Origin of the sequence: Streptomyces sp. NPDC057939 (assembly GCF_042887545.1) — a bacterium.
Classification (GTDB): domain Bacteria; phylum Actinomycetota; class Actinomycetes; order Streptomycetales; family Streptomycetaceae; genus Streptomyces.
In genome coordinates, this window is the sequence record NZ_JBHVPG010000020.1 from 94,347 (window position 1) to 112,319 (window position 17,973).

Sequence of the window (17,973 nt, forward strand, 5' to 3'; positions counted from 1 at the left end):
GGGGGCGGACGGCGGCAGCCGTCGCCGTCCGCCCCCGCGGGCTCCACATAGTTCTCCGTACCACCGTTTCCAGGGAGCTGTTGTCCATGAACCCCCAGGCCCCGGTTCGCGCCGCAGACGACGCTTGGCTCACCGTGGTGTACTACCAATTCCGCGCCTGGAGAGGCCGACGTCCCTTCTGGGCGGGCCTGTTCACGCTCCTCGGCGGTGTACCGATCGCCTACTTCCCGTACGCGGACCTGAGGCTGGGCAACGTCACCCTCGCGATGGCCACGACGGGCGGGGCCGGCGCGCTGATCATCGGGGTCCTGCTGATCACGCTCGGGCTGGCCCTCTGGTTCCAGCAGACCATCCGCGTCTTCGCGGGTGTAGCCGCGATCCTGCTGGCCCTGGTGTCGATCCCGGTCTCCAACCTCGGTGGCTTCTTCATGGGCTTCCTGTCCTCCATGATCGGCGGCGCCCTCGCACTGTCCTGGGCTCCCGGCGAACCGGTGGACGAGGAGGCGGAAGCGGCGGAGGCCGAGGCTGAGGCTGAGGCGGCCGCCCAGGCGGAGGCCAAGGCACAGGTGCCGGCGGGCAACCCGTACGGCATCCCGGCTCCCCGCGACACGGAAACGGCGCACGTGACCGAGACGACTGCCCACGCCGATGGCGGGAGGAACAGTGCGGGGTGACGAGACGCAGCGGGGCGTGGCCCCAGGCGCAGAGTCCCGTGAGAGAAAGGGCCCGCGGCACGCGGCGCCCAGGAAGTCGCTGCTGAACAAGCTCCAGATACCCGTCGGCAAGACGATGGCGCTGGCGGCGATGCCGACGGCGGTGTTCGTCGGGATGGGCATGGCCCCGAAGATGGCACTGGCCGACGAGAAGGACATCCCCTTCGCGCCGGGACCGTGCGTGACGCGCTCCGACGAACCCGCGGAGTCGGAGTCGGCCTCGCCGTCACCGAGCGGTTCCCCGTCGAAGACCCCGTCACCGAGTACGTCGCCCAGCGCCGGCCCCTCGCCGAGCGCGACCGGCGCACCGAAGCCGGGGGCGACCCCCTCGGCGTCGAAGACCCCCTCCGTCGCCAAGCCCTCCGGGGCCGCGACGACCGGGAAGCAGAGCCCCACGGCGGCGCCCTCCACGAGCACCGCCCCGTCCCCCGCGGCGTCGAAGACGCCCAATCCGCTGGACCCGCTGGGTGTCGGGGATGCCGTCAAGGGCTTCTTCGACGAACTCGGCAAGCCCCTCCAGGACGCGAAGAAGCCGGTCACCCCGACGCCCGCGCCCACCCCGAGCGCCGCGCAGACCCCGGACCCGGCCGCGGACGCGATCCGCGACGCGGCGAAGAAGGCCGGCGTGCCGGTCAAGGAGCTGCCGCAGGACGTCAAGGACACCGCCAAGTCCCCCAAGGACGAGACGGGCAAGACGCCCGTCAAGGACCCGAAGGACGCCGACGCCGACGACGCCGACAAGGACAAGGCCGACAAGGACGACGCCGACAAGGACAAGGACAAGGACAAGGACGACGCCGAGGCCACGAAGGACCCGGACGGGAAGGAACCCTTCCCCTGCCCGACCTACGACGCCAAGGCGCTGGCCGACGCCAAGTTGGAGCAGGGCGTACCGCTCCTGCCCGACGAGCCCTGGTACCTCGACAGCTCGCTGCTGACCCTCTACGGCCTCGACTACGAGGGCATCGTCGAGGTGAAGACGGCGGGCGGCAAGACCAAGAAGGTCCTGAAGTTCACGGCGGACTCGCTCGACATCAAGGACCTGTACCAAACGGTCGGGACGGGCGCGAACACCGCTCAGCTGAAGTCCCGACCGGGTTCCACGTCCACCATCCGCGGCGGCAAGGTGACGATGTACACCGAGAGCCTCAAGGGGAACCTGTTCGGGCTCATCCCGATCGAGTTCACCCCGAACAGCCCGCCGCCGCTGAACGTCCCGTTCGCGTTCTTCACGAACGTCAAGGTCGTCCAGGCCGGCCAGTTCGGCGGCAACCTCACCGTCCCGGGCCTCAAGAACTACATCGGCCCGAAGTAGCCGGACGGCGCGGCACGCGCACCGAGGGCGGCACCCCGATGATCCGGGGTGCCGCCCTCGGTCTCTGTGCGGCAGAGTCGGTTCGGCCCTGGAGCCGGCGGGATCAGTCGCGGGTGGATCCGCCGACGTGGTGGACGCGCACCATGTTGGTGGTGCCCGGGACGCCGGGGGGCGAGCCGGCCGTGATGACCATGGTGTCGCCCTCGTTGTAGCGGGCCAGCTTGTGCAGCTCGCCGTCCACGAGGTCGACCATCGCGTCCGTGTTGTCCACGTGCGGGACGACGTAGGACTCGACGCCCCAGCTCAGCGTGAGCTGGTTGCGGGTGTTGACGTCCGTGGTGAAAGCCAGGATCGGCTGGGTCGCGCGGTAGCGCGAGAGCCGGCGGGCCGTGTCCCCGGACTGGGTGAAGGCGATGAGCGCCTTGCCGTCGAGGAAGTCCGCGATCTCGCAGGCCGCGCGGGCGACGGAGCCGCCCTGGGTACGGGGCTTCTTGCCCGGGACCAGCGGCTGGAGGCCCTTGGACAGGAGCTCCTCCTCGGCCGCCGTGACGATCTTCGACATCGTCTTGACGGTCTCGATCGGGTAGGCACCGACCGAGGACTCGGCGGACAGCATGACCGCGTCCGCGCCGTCGAGGATGGCGTTGGCGACGTCGGAGGCCTCGGCGCGCGTCGGGCGTGAGTTGGTGATCATCGACTCCATCATCTGGGTCGCGACGATCACCGGCTTGGCGTTGCGGCGGCACATCTCGATGAGCCGCTTCTGGACCATCGGGACCTTTTCGAGCGGGTACTCGACGGCCAGGTCGCCACGGGCCACCATGACCGCGTCGAAGGCGTCCACCACGGCGGCCATGTTCTCGACGGCCTGCGGCTTCTCGACCTTGGCGATGACGGGGACCCGGCGGCCCTCCTCGTCCATGACCTTGTGGACGTCCTTGACGTCGTTGGCGTCCCGGACGAAGGACAGGGCGACCATGTCGCAGCCCATCCGCAGGGCGAACCGCAGGTCGTCGACGTCCTTCTCCGACAGGGCGGGGACGTTCACGGCGGCACCCGGCAGGTTGATGCCCTTGTGGTCCGAGATGACACCGCCCTCGATGACGATGGTCTTGACCCGGGGGCCCTCGACCTCGGTCACGCGGAGCTCGACGTTGCCGTCGTTGATCAGGACCTGGTCACCCTTGGACACGTCGCCCGGGAGACCCTTGTAGGTGGTGCCGCAGATGGACTTGTCACCGGGGACGTCCTCGATGGTGATGGTGAACTCGTCACCGCGCACCAGCTCGACGGGACCCTCGGCGAAGGTTTCCAGGCGGATCTTCGGACCCTGGAGGTCGGCGAGGACGCCGACCGCACGGCCGGTGTCCTCGGAGACCTTCCGGACGCGGTCGTACCGCTCCTGGTGTTCTGCCTGGGATCCGTGGCTGAAGTTGAATCGGGCCACGTTCATACCTGCCTCGATGAGCGCTTTCAGCTGCTCATACGAGTCGACGGCGGGGCCCAGCGTGCAGACGATTTTGGAACGGCGCATGAAGCGGATCCTATCCGTTTGTTTCGTAGCGGAATATTCCGTCTGGTGGAAAGTCCAAGTGACTAGTGGGTAACCAGCGCGTGCACCTGGGTGGCGATCTCCAGTTCCTCATCGGTGGGGATCACGGCCACCGCCACCCGGGCGTACTCCGCCGACACCAGTCGGGGCTCCGAGGACCTCGCCGCGTTGGCCTCCAGGTCCAGCGCCAGGCCGAGCTCCTCCAGCCCCCGCACCGCTGCTGCCCGGATTTGCGCGGCGTTCTCGCCGACGCCCGCGGTGAACACCACCGCGTCCACCCGGCCCAGCACCGCCGTGTAGGCGCCGATGTACTTCTTCAGCCGGTGCGCGTACGCGTCCAGGGCCAGCCGGGCGGCAGTGTCGCCCCCGTCGGCCCGCCGCTGCACCTCGCGCATGTCGTTGTCGCCGCACAGACCCAGCAGACCGCTCTTCTTGTTGAGCAGCGAGTCGATCTCGTCGATGGACAGGCCGCCCACCCGCGCCAGGTGGAAGATCACCGCCGGGTCCAGGTCGCCCGAACGGGTCCCCATGACCAGACCCTCCAGCGGGGTCAGCCCCATGGACGTCTCCACGCAGACCCCGCCCCGCACGGCCGACGCGGACGCACCGTTGCCCAGGTGCAGCACGATCACGTTCACGTCCTCCACCGGCCTGCCCAGCAGCGCGGCGGCCGCCCGGGAGACGTAGGCGTGGGAGGTGCCGTGGAAGCCGTACCGCCGGATGGCGTACTTGTCGGCCGTGGCCGCGTCGATCGCGTACCGCGCGACGTGCTCCGGCATCGTCGAGTGGAACGCGGTGTCGAAGACCGCGACCTGCGGGAGGTCCGGGCGCAGCGCGCGCGCCACCTCGATGCCGGTGACGTTCGCCGGGTTGTGCAGCGGGGCGAGCGGGATCAGGCTGCGGATCTCCGCCAGGACCTCGTCGTCGATGACCGTCGGCTCGGTGAAGCGGGTCCCGCCGTGCACCACGCGGTGGCCCACGGCGAGCAGCTCGGGGGAGTCCAGCCCCATCCCGTCGGCGGCCAGTTCCGCCGCGACCGCCTTGAGCGCGGCCCCGTGGTCGGCGATCGGACCGAGCCGCTCGCGCTTGCCTCCCGCGGCGCCGGGCCCGGTCAGCGGCTCGTGGGTGAGCCGCGAGGTGTCCTCGCCGATGCGCTCCACCAGGCCGGCTGCCGGCCGGGACCGGTCCGCCATGTCGAGGAGCTGGTACTTCAGCGACGAGGAGCCGGAGTTGAGGACGAGTACGCGCGATGCGGTCACGATGTGGGTCTTTCCTTGTCGCGGTCGGTGGGGGGGTGCGGACGGGGCCGGTGCGGGGCGCGGGCGGGGGGCCGGGCGCCGCCCGTCAGGCGCCGGGGGTGGCCGGTGAGGGGGCGTCCTGGGGTAGAGCGCCCTGGCTCTGCGCCTGGATCGCGGTGATCGCCACGGTGGTGACGATGTCCTGCACCAGCGCTCCCCGCGAGAGGTCGTTGACCGGCTTGCGCAGACCCTGGAGGACCGGGCCGACGGCGACGGCGCCGGCCGAACGCTGCACGGCCTTGTAGGTGTTGTTGCCCGTGTTGAGGTCGGGGAAGATCAGCACGGTCGCCCGCCCGGCCACCTCGGACCCGGGCAGCTTGGTCGCGGCGACCGAGGGCTCGACGGCGGCGTCGTACTGGATCGGCCCCTCGATCAACAGGTCGGGCCGCTGCGAGCGGACGATCTCGGTGGCCTTGCGCACCTTGTCCACGTCCGCCCCGGAACCCGAGGTGCCGGTGGAGTACGAGAGCATCGCGATCCGCGGCTCGACGCCGAACGCGGCGGCGGTGGCGGAGGCCTGCACGGCGATGTCCGCGAGCTGTTCGGCGTTGGGGTCCGGATTGACCGCGCAGTCACCGTAGACGAGGACCTTGTCGGCCAGGCACATGAAGAAGACCGAGGAGACGATCGCCGCCTCGGGCTTGGTCTTGATGATCTCGAAGGCGGGCCGGATGGTGGCCGCGGTGGAGTGCACCGAGCCGGAAACCATGCCGTCGGCGAGCCCCTCCTGAACCATCAGGGTGCCGAAGTAATTGACGTCGGTGACCACGTCGTTGGCCAGCTCGACGGTCATCCCCTTGTGCGCGCGGGCCTTCGCGTAGTACTCGGCGAACCGTTCCCGCAGCGGCGAGGTCGCGGGGTCGATCAGCTGCGCGCCCGAGATGTCGATGCCCAGGTCGGCCGCCTTCTTCAGGATGGCCGGCTCCTCGCCCAGCAGGGTCAGGTCGCAGACCCCGCGGCGCAGCACCACGTCCGCGGCGCGCAGCACCCGCTCCTCGGTGCCTTCGGGCAGCACCACGCGGCGCCGCTCGGAGCGGGCCCGCTCCAGCAGCTCGTGCTCGAACATCATCGGGGTGACGCGCTCCGAGCGGGCCACCGACAGCAGTCCGCGCAGCTCGGTGGTGTCGACGTGCCGCTCGAAGAGGCCGAGCGCGGTCTCCAGCTTGCGCGGCGTCGCCGAGTTCAGCCGGCTCTGCAGCGAGAACAGCTCGGCGGCGGTCGGGAAGCTGTTGCCGGCCACCGAGACGACGGGTGTGCCGGGCGCCAGCTTCGAGGCCAGCGTCAGGATGTCCTGGCCCGGCCGCTCGTTCAGGGTCAGCAGTACGCCGGCGATCGGCGGGGTCCCGGAGGTGTGCGCGGCGAGCGCGCCGATGACCAGGTCCGAGCGGTCCCCGGGGGTGACGACCAGGCAGCCGGGGGTCAGGGCGTTCAGGAAGTTCGGCAGCATCGCACCGCCGAAGACGAAGTCGACGGCGTCGCGCGCCAGCCCGGCGTCGTCGCCCAGGAGCACCTCGCCGCCGAGCGCGCGGGTGATCTGCGCGACGGTCGGGGCGGACAGGGACTTGTCGTCCGGCAGCACGTAGCAGGGGACGGGGAGCCGGGCCGCCAGCCGTTCGGCTATGACGTCCCGGTCCTCGGCGGCCACCCGGTTCACGACCATCGCGACGACGTGGCAGCCCAGGCTCTCGTAGGCGCGGTACGCGTTGCGGGTCTCGGCGCGCACGGCCTCGGCCGGGTGCTTGGTGCCGCCCACGACGGGGACCACGACCGCGCCCAGCTCGTTGGCGAGGCGGGCGTTCAGCGCCAGCTCGTCGGGGAGGTTCGTGTCGGCGTAGTCGGTGCCGAGGACCAGCATGACCTCGTAGTCGCGGGCCACCCGGTGGAAGCGGTCGACCAGTCGGGAGACCAGCTCGTCGGTGCCCTTCTCGGCCAGGATGGCGGAGGCCTCGTGGTACTCCATGCCGTAGGCGGTGGCCGCGTCCTGCTCGATCCGGTAGCGGGCCTTGAGCAGGTCGAAGAGCCGGTCCGGGGCGTCGTGGAGCAGGGGGCGGTACACGCCCACCCGGCCCGTCTGCCGGGTCAGGAGCTCCATGATCCCCAGCTCGACGACCTGACGGCCGTCACCCCGTTCGATACCGGTCACGTACACGCTGCGCGTCACGCGTGCTCTCCGTCCGTGGTCTGTGATGGTCGTGGCGCCCCACCGTGCGGCGGGCCGATCCGTGCGTCGCTCATCCCGAATGGGTTGGGCTCGACCCCTTGACAATACCTCCGCCAATGGATAGGGCGCCCGCCGGAACAAAGGCCCTGGAAGGGGGTCGAAAGGCCCGGTGGGCGGAGTGGCGCGAAGAGCGCTGCCCCCCGGGCACGTGGAACAATCGGACAGGCGCCATCAATACGCCCTTCATATGTACGGCTGTCCGCCCGCACGCGTACGGCCGGGTACGACCAGGAGCAGGAGACACAGGACGATGCGTATCGGAGTTCTCACCGCAGGCGGCGACTGCCCTGGCCTGAACGCTGTCATCCGGTCGGTCGTACACCGTGCCGTCGTCGGCCACGGGGACGAGGTCATCGGCTTCGAGGACGGGTTCAAGGGCCTCCTCGACGGCCATGTCCGCCCCCTCGACATCAACGCCGTCAGCGGCATCCTCGCCCGCGGCGGCACGATCCTCGGTTCGGCCCGAATGGAGCGCGCCCGCCTCCACGAAGCCGCCGAGAACGCGGCCGAGTTGGCCAGGCGGTACGAGATCGACGCGCTGATCCCGATCGGCGGCGAGGGCACCCTGACCGCCGCGCGCATGCTGTCGGACGCCGGGATGCCCGTCGTCGGCGTTCCGAAGACCATCGACAACGACATCTCCTCCACGGACCGCACCTTCGGTTTCGACACCGCCGTCATGGTGGCCACCGAGGCCATCGACCGGCTGAAGACCACCGCCGAATCGCACCAGCGCGTGATGGTCGTCGAGGTCATGGGCCGGCACGCCGGCTGGATCGCCCTGGAGTCCGGCATGGCCGGCGGCGCCCACGGAATCTGCCTGCCCGAGCGCCCCTTCGAGGTGGACGCCCTGGTCAAGATGGTCGAGGAACGCTTCGCGCGGGGCAAGAAGTTCGCCGTCGTCTGCGTGGCGGAGGGCGCGCACCCGGCCGAGGGCTCCATGCCGTACGAGAAGGGCGCCATCGACCAGTACGGACACGAGCGCTTCGCCGGCATCGGCAACCGGCTCGCCGTCGAGCTGGAACACCGGCTCGGCAAGGAGGCCCGTCCGGTCATCCTCGGCCACGTCCAGCGCGGCGGCACCCCCACCGCCTACGACCGCGTCCTCGCGACCCGCTTCGGCTGGCACGCGGTGGAGGCCGTCCACCGCGGCGAGTTCGGCAACATGACCGCGCTGCGCGGCACCGACATCGTGATGGCCCCGCTGGCCCACGCCGTCACCGAGCTGAAGACCGTCCCCGAGGACCGGATGTACGAGGCCGAGTCGGTCTTCTGACCGGCCCGGGCCGCCGGGACCTCCGGCCCCTCTTCACCCGCCGAACGACCCCGGTGCGCCTCCCCCGCGGAGCGCCCGGGGTCGTTCGCCGTTCCGGTCGGCGGGGCCGCGGTGTGTCCTATCACGCACCGCCGACCAGCGCCCAGAACCGGTCGGTGATCTCCGCGAGGAACTCCCGGCCCGAGGTGCCGGCCGAGGCGCCGCCCTCGGCGCCGCCCCAGCTCAGGGTGGCCACCATCCGGGCCTGGTAGTCGCCGTGCAGGAGCTCCAGGGCCCGCTCCAGGTTGGCCTTGGGCACCGGGAGCAGCTTGGCGAGCGGTTTCACGTACGCCTGCCAGCGGGTGGTCACCGCGCTGCGCAGCAGGTCGGTGAGCTCGTCGTGCTTGCCGGTCGCCGTGATGAACTGGGCCAGTGTCAGGCCGAGCACCGAGGCCAGGGCGGCGGACTGCCGCTCGTTGCCCTTCCAGCGTCCGGTGTCCTCCATCTTCTGGTAGGCGTTCGCGTCGAGGCCGACCCGCCGGGCCAGGTCGTCGGGGTCGAAGCCGCGGGCGACGCGGTGTTCCCGCAGGGTGACCGGCTCGGCGAGCAGTTCCGCCGGGGAACACCAGAGCACGCCGGCGAGGGCCGTGAGCTCGGTCGAGCTCGGCGACAGTTCGCCGCGCTCCCAGGCCATCACGGTCTCGGGCGCGACGAGCAGTCCGTACTGGGCCCGCAGGCCATAGGCGACATGACCGGGAGCCATGCCCAGGGCCGCGCGCAGACGACGCGCGGCGGGGGCATTGAAAGGTGGGCTGGAGTGCACAGGGCACACGGTAGAAGTGGCCAAGGCTTGGCGACTACCAACCGTTCAAACAAGCTCATAACTCGTAGGAAAGTCCTATTGGGATAAGCCCTTTGGCCGGGTTTCCCTGCGACTGTCCGGTAACCGGATCAAGAGAAGATCCATTCACAGCGTACGGATTTAGCCACTCCATTTCAGGTGCCCGGCCATACCCGGCAAGTGATCCCCGTCACAAGGCCTGAACCCGCCGTCCGCCCCGTACGTGATCCATATCGGGGGCCCTCGCATACGGGGGTGGCGAGGGCCCCGCCGCACCACCGACCGCACCCTTGCCTTGACGTCGGCGTCAAGCCCTACGGTCGGACCATGCGAATCGGAGAACTGGCCGGACGGGCCGGGACCAGCACGCGGACGCTGCGCTACTACGAGAGCCGCGGCCTCCTCACCGCGCGGCGCGCCGACAACGGCCACCGCACCTACGACGAGGACGACCTGCGCCTGCTGCGCCAGATCCGGATGCTCCAGGACTTCGGCTTCGAGCTGGAGGAGACCCGCCCGTTCGTCGACTGCCTGCGGGCCGGCCACCCGGCCGGCGACTCCTGCCCGGCCTCCCTCGCCGTCTACCGCCGCAAGCTCGCGGAGCTCGACGAACTCATCGGCCGACTGGCCGACGTACGGGAACAGGTCGCCCATCAGCTGGCCGGCGCCGAGGAGGCCGCCGGAGCGACGGCCGCGCCGCGCTGCGAGATGACCGGCTGACCGGCCGGCACCCCACCGAACACCGCCCACGAGGAGAGGGAACACCATGGCCCACACCGGGACGACCGACCGCAGGTCCGCCGTCATCGAGGTGACCGACGCCGACTTCGACGCCGAGGTCCTGCGGGAACGGCGCCGCACCGTACTGGTGGAGTTCACCGCCGCCTGGTGCGGACCCTGCCGCCAACTCGCACCCGTCCTGGCGGCCGTCGCCGAGGAGGAGGCCGACCGCCTCAAGGTCGTCGTGATCGACGCGGACGGCAACCCCGACACCGTCACGCGGTACGGGGTGCTGTCCATGCCGACCCTGCTCGTCTTCCGCGACGGCGAACCCGTCCGGCAGATGGTCGGGGCCCGACCCAAGCGCAAGCTCCTCCTGGAACTGCGGGAGCAGCTCGCTACGGCCTGAGCCAGACCGTAGCCATCGGCGGGAGCGTCAGCCGCAGGCTGGTCGCCCGCCCCTGCGCCGGAACCGGTTCCGGCAGCAGCGGCCGGGCGTGGTGGATGCCGCTCCCGCCGTACGCCTCCAGGTCGGTGTTGAGGACCTCCCGCCACGCGGGCACCTCCTCGGGCACCCCGATCCGGTACGCGTGCCGGACCACCGGGGAGAAGTTCGAGACGCACAGCAGCTGCGAACCGTCCTGCGCGAACCGCAGGAACGCCAGCACGTTGTCCTCGGCGGCGTCCCCCGCCACCCAGGCGAAGCCCTCCGGCACGGTGTCCCGCTCCCACAGCGCGGGCGTCGCGCCGTACGTACGGTTCAGGTCCCGGACGAGGTCGCGCACGCCCCGGTGGTCGCCGGCCGCGGAGTAGGAGGAGTCCAGCAGCCACCAGTCCGGCCCGTGCGACTCCGACCACTCCGAACCCTGCGCGAACTCCTGCCCCATGAAGAGCAGTTGCTTGCCGGGGTGGGCCCACATGAATCCCAGGTACGCCCGGTGCGTGGCCCGCTGCTGCCACCAGTCGCCCGGCATCTTCGACACCAGCGACCGCTTGCCGTGCACCACCTCGTCGTGCGAGATCGGCAGCACGTAGTTCTCGCTGAACGCGTACACCATCCCGAACGTCATGTCGTTGTGGTGGTACTTGCGGTGCACCGGCTCCTTCGACACGTACCGCAAGGTGTCGTGCATCCAGCCCATGTTCCACTTCAGGCCGAAGCCGAGCCCGCCCGAGTCCGTCGGCCGGGTCACCCCGTCCCACGCCGTGGACTCCTCCGCGACCGTCACCACTCCCGGGCAGCGCCGGTAGACCGTCGCGTTCATCTCCTGCAGGAAGGCCACCGCGTCCAGGTTCTCCCGGCCGCCGTGCTCGTTCGGCGACCACTGGCCGTCCTCGCGCGAGTAGTCCAGGTACAGCATCGAGGCCACCGCGTCCACGCGCAGGCCGTCCACGTGGAACTCCTGGCACCAGTACACGGCGTTGGCGACGAGGAAGTTGCGGACCTCCTTGCGGCCGTAGTCGAACTCCAGCGTCCCCCAGTCCGGGTGCGCGGCCCGTTGCGGGTCGCCGTGCTCGTACAGCGGCCGACCGTCGAACTCGGCGAGCGCCCACTCGTCGCGCGGGAAGTGCGCGGGCACCCAGTCCACGATCACCCCGATGCCCGCCCGGTGCAGCGAGTCCACCAGGAACCGGAAGTCGTCCGGGGTGCCCATCCGCGAGGTCGGCGCGTAGAAGCCGGTGACCTGGTAGCCCCAGGAGCCGCCGAAGGGGTGCTCGGCGACCGGCATCAGCTCCACGTGCGTGAAGCCCAGCTCCTTGACGTACGCGGGCAACTGCTCGGCGAGCTGCCGGTAGCCTAGCCCCGGCCGCCAGGAGGCCAGGTGCAGTTCGTACACCGAGAACGGCGCCTGGTGCGGGGGGCGCTCGCCGCGCGTCAGCATCCAGTCGGCGTCCTGCCACTCGTACCGGGAGGCGGTCACCACCGACGCGGTGGCCGGGGGGACCTCCGCGTACCGGGCCATCGGGTCGGCGCGCAGGGTGTGGCTGCCGTCCGGGCGCGTGATGTCGTACTTGTACAGGGTCCCCTCGCCCACCCCCGGCAGGAACAGCTCCCACACGCCGGTCGAGCCGAGCGAGCGCATCGGGAAGGCGACCGAGTCCCAGTACGAGAAGTCACCGGTGACCCGGACGCCCTGGGCGTTCGGCGCCCACACGGTGAACCGGGTGCCCGTCACGCCCTGGTGTTCCATGGGCTCCGAGCCGAGCGCCGTCCACAGCTCCTCGTGCCGGCCCTCGCCGATCAGGTGCAGGTCCAGCTCACCGAGGGCGGGCAGGAACCGGTACGGGTCGTGGAGCTCCACCTCGTCGCTGTCGTACGTCACCAGCAGCCGGTAGTCCGGGACGCCGGTCAGCGGCAGCAGCCCCGAGAACAGCCCGTCCCCGTCGTCGAAGAGCTCGGCCCGCAGCCCCTTCGCCACGATCGTGACGGACTTCGCGTACGGACGCAGCACCCGGAAGGCCACCCCGCCGCGCTGGGCACGCGCGCCCAGCACCCCGTGCGGGTCGTGGTGGCGGCCCTCCAGCAGCCGGGCGCGTTCCTCGCCGGCGAGGGCCGGGGCGGGTCGCACGCCGTGCTGCGGGGTTGCCCGCCGGGCCCGCGGGGTCCGCGGCTTCTTCCCGGCCTCGGGTGCGGTCTCGTCGCGGACGGTCGGTGACGGCTGTCGTGCGGCGCTCACGCGAGCGGCCTCCTCGGGGGCTTCGGATGGGGGTGGGGGGAGACGGAACCGGTGGCGGGCGGGTTCGGCGGCACGCGGTGGGCGGGCCGCTGCGGTTCCGACAGGCGGCGGATCGCCGCCATGGGGACGTGCAGCCAGTCGGGGCGGTGCCGGGACTCGTAGCGGGCCTCGTACACCGCCTTGTCGGTCTCGTACGCGCGCAACAGGACGGGGTCCTCGCGCGGATCGCGGCCGGTGGTGCGGGCGTAGCCCTCGCAGAACGCGGCCCGGCAGGCGTCCGCCCAGGCGGGGGCGAACGGCCGGTGCGAGCGGGCGGCGTAGTCGAAGGAACGCAGTATCCCGGCGATGTCGCGCACGGCCGGTTCGGGTCGGCGCCGGTCGGCCAACGAGCGGGCCGGTTCGCCCTCGAAGTCGATCAGCGCCCAGGTGCCGTCGGCGGTGCGCAGGGTCTGGCCCAGGTGCAGGTCGCCGTGGATGCGCTGGGCGGGCACCCCGGCGCCCCGGGAGGCGGCCAGCGCGTCGAAGGCGCCGCGCAGGCCGGCCTCGTAGGGCTGGAGCGCGGGGACCTCGCGCGCCGTCGCGGCGAGCCGGGCCGTCATCCCGGCGGCGAGCCGGGCGGTCTGCTCGGGCCCGAGCGCGATGGTGGGCAGGGCGGAGGCGAGGGCGCTGTGCACCTCGGCGGTGGCCCGGCCCAGCGCGTGCGCCTCCGCGGTGAAGTCGGCGCCGGCGCCCAGCCGGCGCAGGGCCAGCTGCCAACCGTCGTGGGAGCCGCGCAGGTACGGCTGGAGCACGCCCAGGGTCAACGGTTCTGCCCCGGGCAGCTCGGCCTCGTACCAGGCGACGGGCGCGGGCACCCGGGAGCAGCCGGCGGCGGCCAGCGCTCTGGGCAGCTCCAGGTCCGGGTTGACGCCCGGTCCGACCCTGCGGAACACCTTGAGGATGAACGAATCTCCGTAGATGAGGGAGGAGTTGGTCTGCTCCCCCGAGAGCGGCCGGGGCTGCAGCCCGGCCGGTACCGGGGCCTGCGGGTCCCGGTCGAAGCGGAGCGGGCCGAGGGTGCCGGGGGAGCGCAGTCGCTCCAACAGCATGGCGGCGAGCCGGGGGTCGCCCAGCGCCTCGTAGACCGCCCTGCCCGCGTACGGGCCGTCCTCGGCGGTCCCGATCAGTGCGGGCGCGAGGGCGGGCGGGAGCGGGGACGGGCGGATGCCCAGCAGCAGCTGGTAGCAGTCCCCGTCCACGTCGAGGAGCAGGTGGAGCAGGCCGGGAACGGATCCCGGCGGCAGCAGTTCGGCCGCCGAAACGGCCCTCAACCTGCTGATGGTGCGGCCCTTGCCCGCGAACCAGCGCTGTGCGGGCAACCAGGCCCTCAGCATCGGTTCCAGCGGGCCGATCCCGGCGGCCCGGTCGGCCGTCAGCCGGCTCCGGGCGGATGCAGCCTCCGACATGGCGTCGCGTCCTTTCCCCGGGCCGTCACAGAATGCGCAGAGTGTCCCGGATGTGCGGCAGTTGCTTCTCCGGTATGTGCGAGTGTCGGGTCAGGATGATCCGTACAGGGGCGGGCGATTGACCCAAAGGAGTGCCCGCCCCCCTGCTCGGTCCGTCAGTCGGCGCGCTGGTCGCTCCGCAGGCGGAACCAGTAGAAGCCGTGGCCCGCCAGGGTCAGCAGGTACGGCCACTCACCGATCGGCGGGAAGCGCACGTCACCCGTGAGCTCCACCGGGACCCGCCCGTTGAACGACCGGAGATCCAGCTCCGTGGGCTGCGCGAAGCGCGAGAAGTTGTGCACGCACAGCACCAGGTCGTCGCCGAACTCGCGGAGGAACGCGAGTACCGCCGGGTTGGACGAGGGCAGTTCCGTGTACGAGCCGAGTCCGAAGGCGGGGTTCGCCTTGCGGATCTCGATCAGTCGCCGGGTCCAGTGCAACAGCGACGAGGGCGATGCCATGGCCGCCTCGACGTTGGTGACCTGGTACCCGTAGACCGGGTCCATGATGACCGGCAGGTTCAGCCTGCCCGGATCGCACGAGGAGAAACCGGCGTTGCGGTCCGGGGTCCACTGCATCGGCGTGCGGACGCCGTCGCGGTCGCCGAGCCAGATGTTGTCGCCCATGCCGATCTCGTCGCCGTAGTAGAGGATCGGCGAGCCGGGCAGGGACAGCAGCAGGGCGGTGAACAGCTCGATCTGGTTGCGGTCGTTGTCCAGGAGCGGGGCGAGCCGGCGCCGGATGCCGATGTTGGCCCGCATCCGCGGGTCCTTGGCGTACTCGGCGTACATGTAGTCGCGCTCTTCGTCCGTGACCATTTCGAGGGTCAGCTCGTCGTGGTTGCGCAGGAAGATGCCCCACTGGCAGCGGTCCGGGATCGCCGGGGTCTTCGCCAGGATCTCCGAGACGGGGTAGCGGGACTCTCTTCGCACGGCCATGAAGATGCGCGGCATGACGGGGAAGTGGAACGCCATGTGGCACTCGTCCCCGCCCTTCGCGTAGTCCCCGAAGTAGTCGACGACGTCCTCGGGCCACTGGTTGGCCTCGGCGAGCAGCACGGTGTCCGGGTAGTGCGCGTCGATCTCCGCCCGGACCCGCTTGAGGAGGGTGTGGGTGCGCGGGAGGTTCTCGCAGTTGGTGCCCTCCTCGGCGTACAGGTAGGGCACGGCGTCGAGGCGGAAGCCGTCGATGCCGAGGTCCAGCCAGAAGCGCAGGGCGGACACGATCTCCTCGACGACGGCCGGGTTCTCGTAGTTGAGGTCCGGCTGGTGCGAGAAGAAGCGGTGCCAGTAGTACTGCTTGCGTACGGGGTCGTACGTCCAGTTCGAGCTCTCGGTGTCGACGAAGATGATGCGGGCGTCCTGGTACTGCTTGTCGTTGTCGGCCCACATGTAGTAGTCGCCGTAGGGCCCGTCGGGGTCCTTGCGCGACTGCTGGAACCACTCGTGCTGATCGCTCGTGTGGTTCATGACGAAGTCGATGATCACCCGCATGCCGCGGGTGTGCGCGGCGTCCACGAACTCCACGAAGTCGGCGAGGTCACCGAACTCGGGCAGCACGGACGTGTAGTCGGAGACGTCGTAGCCCCCGTCGCGCAGGGGTGAGGCGAAGAACGGCGGCAGCCACAGGCAGTCGACGCCGAGCCACTGGAGGTAGTCCAGCTTGGCGGTGAGCCCCTTGAGGTCACCCACGCCGTCGCCGTTGCTGTCGTGGAAGGAGCGGACGAGGACCTCGTAGAAGACCGCCCGCTTGAACCAGTCGGGGTCGCGGTCCTTGGCGGGGGTGTCCTCGAAGGTGTCGTGGACGGGATCGTTGATCATCATGTGGTGGGTGACCCTCCGGTGGGCGGGGACGGTCGCAGAGCGGCCAGTACGTGTGCGGGCGTGCGGCCCGGCTCCAGGCGTACGTAGTTCGCCCTGCCCCAGTGATAGGTATCGCCGGTGAGCTCGTCGCGCACCGCGAGGGACCCGTGCCAGTCGAGGCCGAGTACCGGCATGTCCAACGAGACCGTCGCCTCCTGGGTGTGGTGCGGATCGAGGTTGACGACCACCAGTACGGAATTGGCGCCCGCGTGCTTCGAATAGGCGATCACCTGTTCGTTGTCGGTCGAGTGGAAGTGGATGTCCCGCAACTGCTGGAGGGCGGGATTGCGCCGGCGCACCTGGTTCAGGGTGGTGATGAGCGGGGCGATGGTGCGGCCCTCGCGGTCGGCGGCGGCCCAGTCGCGTGGCCGGAACTCGTACTTCTCGGAGTCCAGGTACTCCTCGCTGCCCTCCTTGGCCGGGGCGTTCTCGCACAGCTCGTAGCCCGCGTAGACCCCCCAGGTGGGGGAGAGGGTGGCCGCGAGGACCGCGCGGACCTCGAAGGCGGGGCGGCCTCCGTGCTGGAGGTACTCGTGCAGGATGTCGGGTGTGTTGACGAAGAAGTTCGGCCGCATGACCGAGGCCGAACGGTCGTCCGCCAGTTCGCTCACGTACTCGGTCAGCTCGGCCTTCGTGTTGCGCCAGGTGAAGTACGTGTACGACTGCTGGAACCCGACGGCGGCCAGCGCCCGCATCATGGCCGGCCGGGTGAAGGCCTCGGCCAGGAAGATCACGTCCGGGTCGGACTTGTTGATGTCCGCGATCACCTTCTGCCAGAAGACCACCGGCTTGGTGTGCGGGTTGTCCACCCGGAAGATCCGGACGCCGTGCTCCATCCAGTACCGCAGGATCCGGCAGGTCTCCTCGACGATGCCGGCCATGTCGGTGTCGAAGTGGACCGGGTAGATGTCCTGGTACTTCTTCGGCGGGTTCTCGGCGTAGGCGATCGTCCCGTCGGCCCGGTGGCGGAACCAGTCGGGGTGCTTCTCCACCCACGGGTGGTCGGGGGAGCACTGGAGCGCGAAGTCGAGCGCGATCTCCAGGTGCAGCTCGCGGGCCGCGGCCACGAAGGCGTCGAAGTCCTCGATGGTGCCGAGCTCGGGGTGGACCGCGTCGTGACCGCCCTCGGTGGAACCGATGGCCCACGGCACACCCGGGTCCCAACTCCCGGCGGAAAGCGTGTTGTTGGGACCCTTGCGGTAGGTGGAGCCGATGGGGTGGATGGGCGGCAGGTACACCACGTCGAAGCCCATGTCCGCGATCGCGGGCAGCCGCTCGGCGGCGGTCCGGAAGGTGCCGCTGACCGGGGCCGAGCCCGGCTCCAGCACCGCTCCCTCGGAACGGGGGAACATCTCGTACCAGGAACCGAAGAGGGCCCGCTTGCGTTCGACCAGCAGCGGGAGCGGTTTGGCGGCGCTGACCAGTTCCCGGTACGGGCGCCTGGTGAGTGCGGCGTCCACCTCGGGCGCCAGCGCGGCCGTGTACCGCTCGGCGACGGGCCGGTCCTCGTCGCGCATGATCGCGGCGGCGCCGAGCACCGCCGCGCGGCCGTCCCGCTTGGGAATCTTGGCGCCGGCCCGTTCGTAGAGCTCCGCTCCTTCGAGCAGTACGAGACCGGTGTCGATGTCCGCCGGGATCTTGATCGCGGCATGGGACCGCCAAGTGGCGACGGGATCGCTCCACGCCTCGACGGTGTACGTCCACCTCCCCTCGGTCTCGGCGGAGATCCGGGCCCCCCACCGGTCGGTGCCGGGGGCGAGCTCGCGGAGGGGGATCGGCGGGCGCAGTCGCCCGCTCGGATCCCGCAGTACGACATGGGCGGCCACGGCGTCGTGGCCCTCGCGGAACACGGTGGCGGAGATCTCGAAGACTTCGTCCGCGACCGCCTTGGCGGGTCTGGCGCCGCAATCGACGGCAGGGCGGACGTCCAGCACGGGAATGCGACCGATCATGATGGGATCACCTGGGGGCAGTTCGCAGGGCTCGGTGACAACAGGCCAGCCGGTATCACGGCTGGTAGTGCACGCTCTGTTC

Annotated in this window: 13 protein-coding genes; 5 read left to right on the plus strand and 8 right to left on the minus strand. The window is 70.7% G+C overall.

The features are described from left to right. Positions 1-86 precede the first annotated feature (86 nt). Positions 87-674: a DUF6114 domain-containing protein gene (locus tag ACFVS6_RS22185; RefSeq protein WP_389706137.1), complete on the plus strand. Its 588-nt coding sequence runs from the start codon at positions 87-89 to the stop codon at positions 672-674. After that, complete coding sequence (locus tag ACFVS6_RS22190; protein ID WP_389706139.1) at positions 664-2,028, plus strand: hypothetical protein; 1,365 nt, start codon at positions 664-666, stop codon at positions 2,026-2,028. Before ACFVS6_RS22185 ends, ACFVS6_RS22190 begins: the two co-directional genes overlap by 11 nt. Positions 2,029-2,131: 103 nt before the next feature. Here ACFVS6_RS22190 and pyk read toward each other — a convergent pair whose 3' ends face one another. From pyk to pta, 3 genes are all read right to left on the minus strand, one after another. Next, positions 2,132-3,562: a pyruvate kinase gene (gene pyk / locus ACFVS6_RS22195; RefSeq protein WP_389706141.1), complete on the minus strand. Its 1,431-nt coding sequence runs from the start codon at positions 3,560-3,562 to the stop codon at positions 2,132-2,134. 62 nt (positions 3,563-3,624) lie between these two features. Continuing rightward, complete coding sequence (locus ACFVS6_RS22200) at positions 3,625-4,839, minus strand: acetate kinase (protein WP_389706143.1); 1,215 nt, start codon at positions 4,837-4,839, stop codon at positions 3,625-3,627. 85 nt (positions 4,840-4,924) lie between these two features. Further along, positions 4,925-7,039, minus strand: a complete 2,115-nt coding sequence (gene pta, locus ACFVS6_RS22205; RefSeq protein ID WP_389706145.1) for a phosphate acetyltransferase — start codon at positions 7,037-7,039, stop codon at positions 4,925-4,927. Between the two features lie 310 nt (positions 7,040-7,349). On the opposite strand from pta, the gene ACFVS6_RS22210 reads away from it, so the two are divergent. Continuing rightward, on the plus strand, positions 7,350-8,375 hold the full coding sequence (locus ACFVS6_RS22210) for an ATP-dependent 6-phosphofructokinase (protein WP_389706147.1): 1,026 nt from the start codon (positions 7,350-7,352) through the stop codon (positions 8,373-8,375). Positions 8,376-8,496: 121 nt separating this feature from the next. On the opposite strand, the gene ACFVS6_RS22215 is transcribed toward ACFVS6_RS22210, so the two are convergent. Further along, a complete protein-coding gene (locus ACFVS6_RS22215; RefSeq protein ID WP_389706149.1) occupies positions 8,497-9,186 on the minus strand; it encodes a helix-turn-helix domain-containing protein in 690 nt (229 codons plus the stop codon). Between the two features lie 336 nt (positions 9,187-9,522). Here ACFVS6_RS22215 and ACFVS6_RS22220 point away from each other — a divergent pair, with 336 nt between their 5' ends. Together ACFVS6_RS22220 and ACFVS6_RS22225 are read left to right on the plus strand one after the other, a co-directional pair. Next, complete coding sequence (locus ACFVS6_RS22220) at positions 9,523-9,915, plus strand: MerR family transcriptional regulator (RefSeq protein WP_389706150.1); 393 nt, start codon at positions 9,523-9,525, stop codon at positions 9,913-9,915. Between the two features lie 46 nt (positions 9,916-9,961). Then, a complete protein-coding gene (locus ACFVS6_RS22225; protein ID WP_389706152.1) occupies positions 9,962-10,324 on the plus strand; it encodes a thioredoxin family protein in 363 nt (120 codons plus the stop codon). On the opposite strand, the gene glgB is transcribed toward ACFVS6_RS22225, so the two are convergent. The 4 genes from glgB to ACFVS6_RS22245 form a co-directional block, all read right to left on the minus strand. Continuing rightward, on the minus strand, positions 10,314-12,593 hold the full coding sequence (gene glgB, locus ACFVS6_RS22230) for a 1,4-alpha-glucan branching enzyme (RefSeq protein WP_389706154.1): 2,280 nt from the start codon (positions 12,591-12,593) through the stop codon (positions 10,314-10,316). The two genes, ACFVS6_RS22225 and glgB, sit on opposite strands and share 11 nt — an antisense overlap. Continuing rightward, entirely contained in the window at positions 12,590-14,038 is a 1,449-nt protein-coding gene (locus ACFVS6_RS22235; RefSeq protein WP_389706156.1) for a phosphotransferase, read from the minus strand. Before ACFVS6_RS22235 ends, glgB begins: the two co-directional genes overlap by 4 nt. 155 nt (positions 14,039-14,193) lie before the next feature. Beyond that, a complete protein-coding gene (treS, locus tag ACFVS6_RS22240) occupies positions 14,194-15,900 on the minus strand; it encodes a maltose alpha-D-glucosyltransferase (protein ID WP_281207951.1) in 1,707 nt (568 codons plus the stop codon). Next, entirely contained in the window at positions 15,897-17,891 is a 1,995-nt protein-coding gene (locus tag ACFVS6_RS22245) for a maltotransferase domain-containing protein (protein ID WP_389706158.1), read from the minus strand. The genes treS and ACFVS6_RS22245 overlap by 4 nt, the downstream gene beginning before the upstream one ends. Between the last annotated feature and the right edge of the window lie 82 nt (positions 17,892-17,973).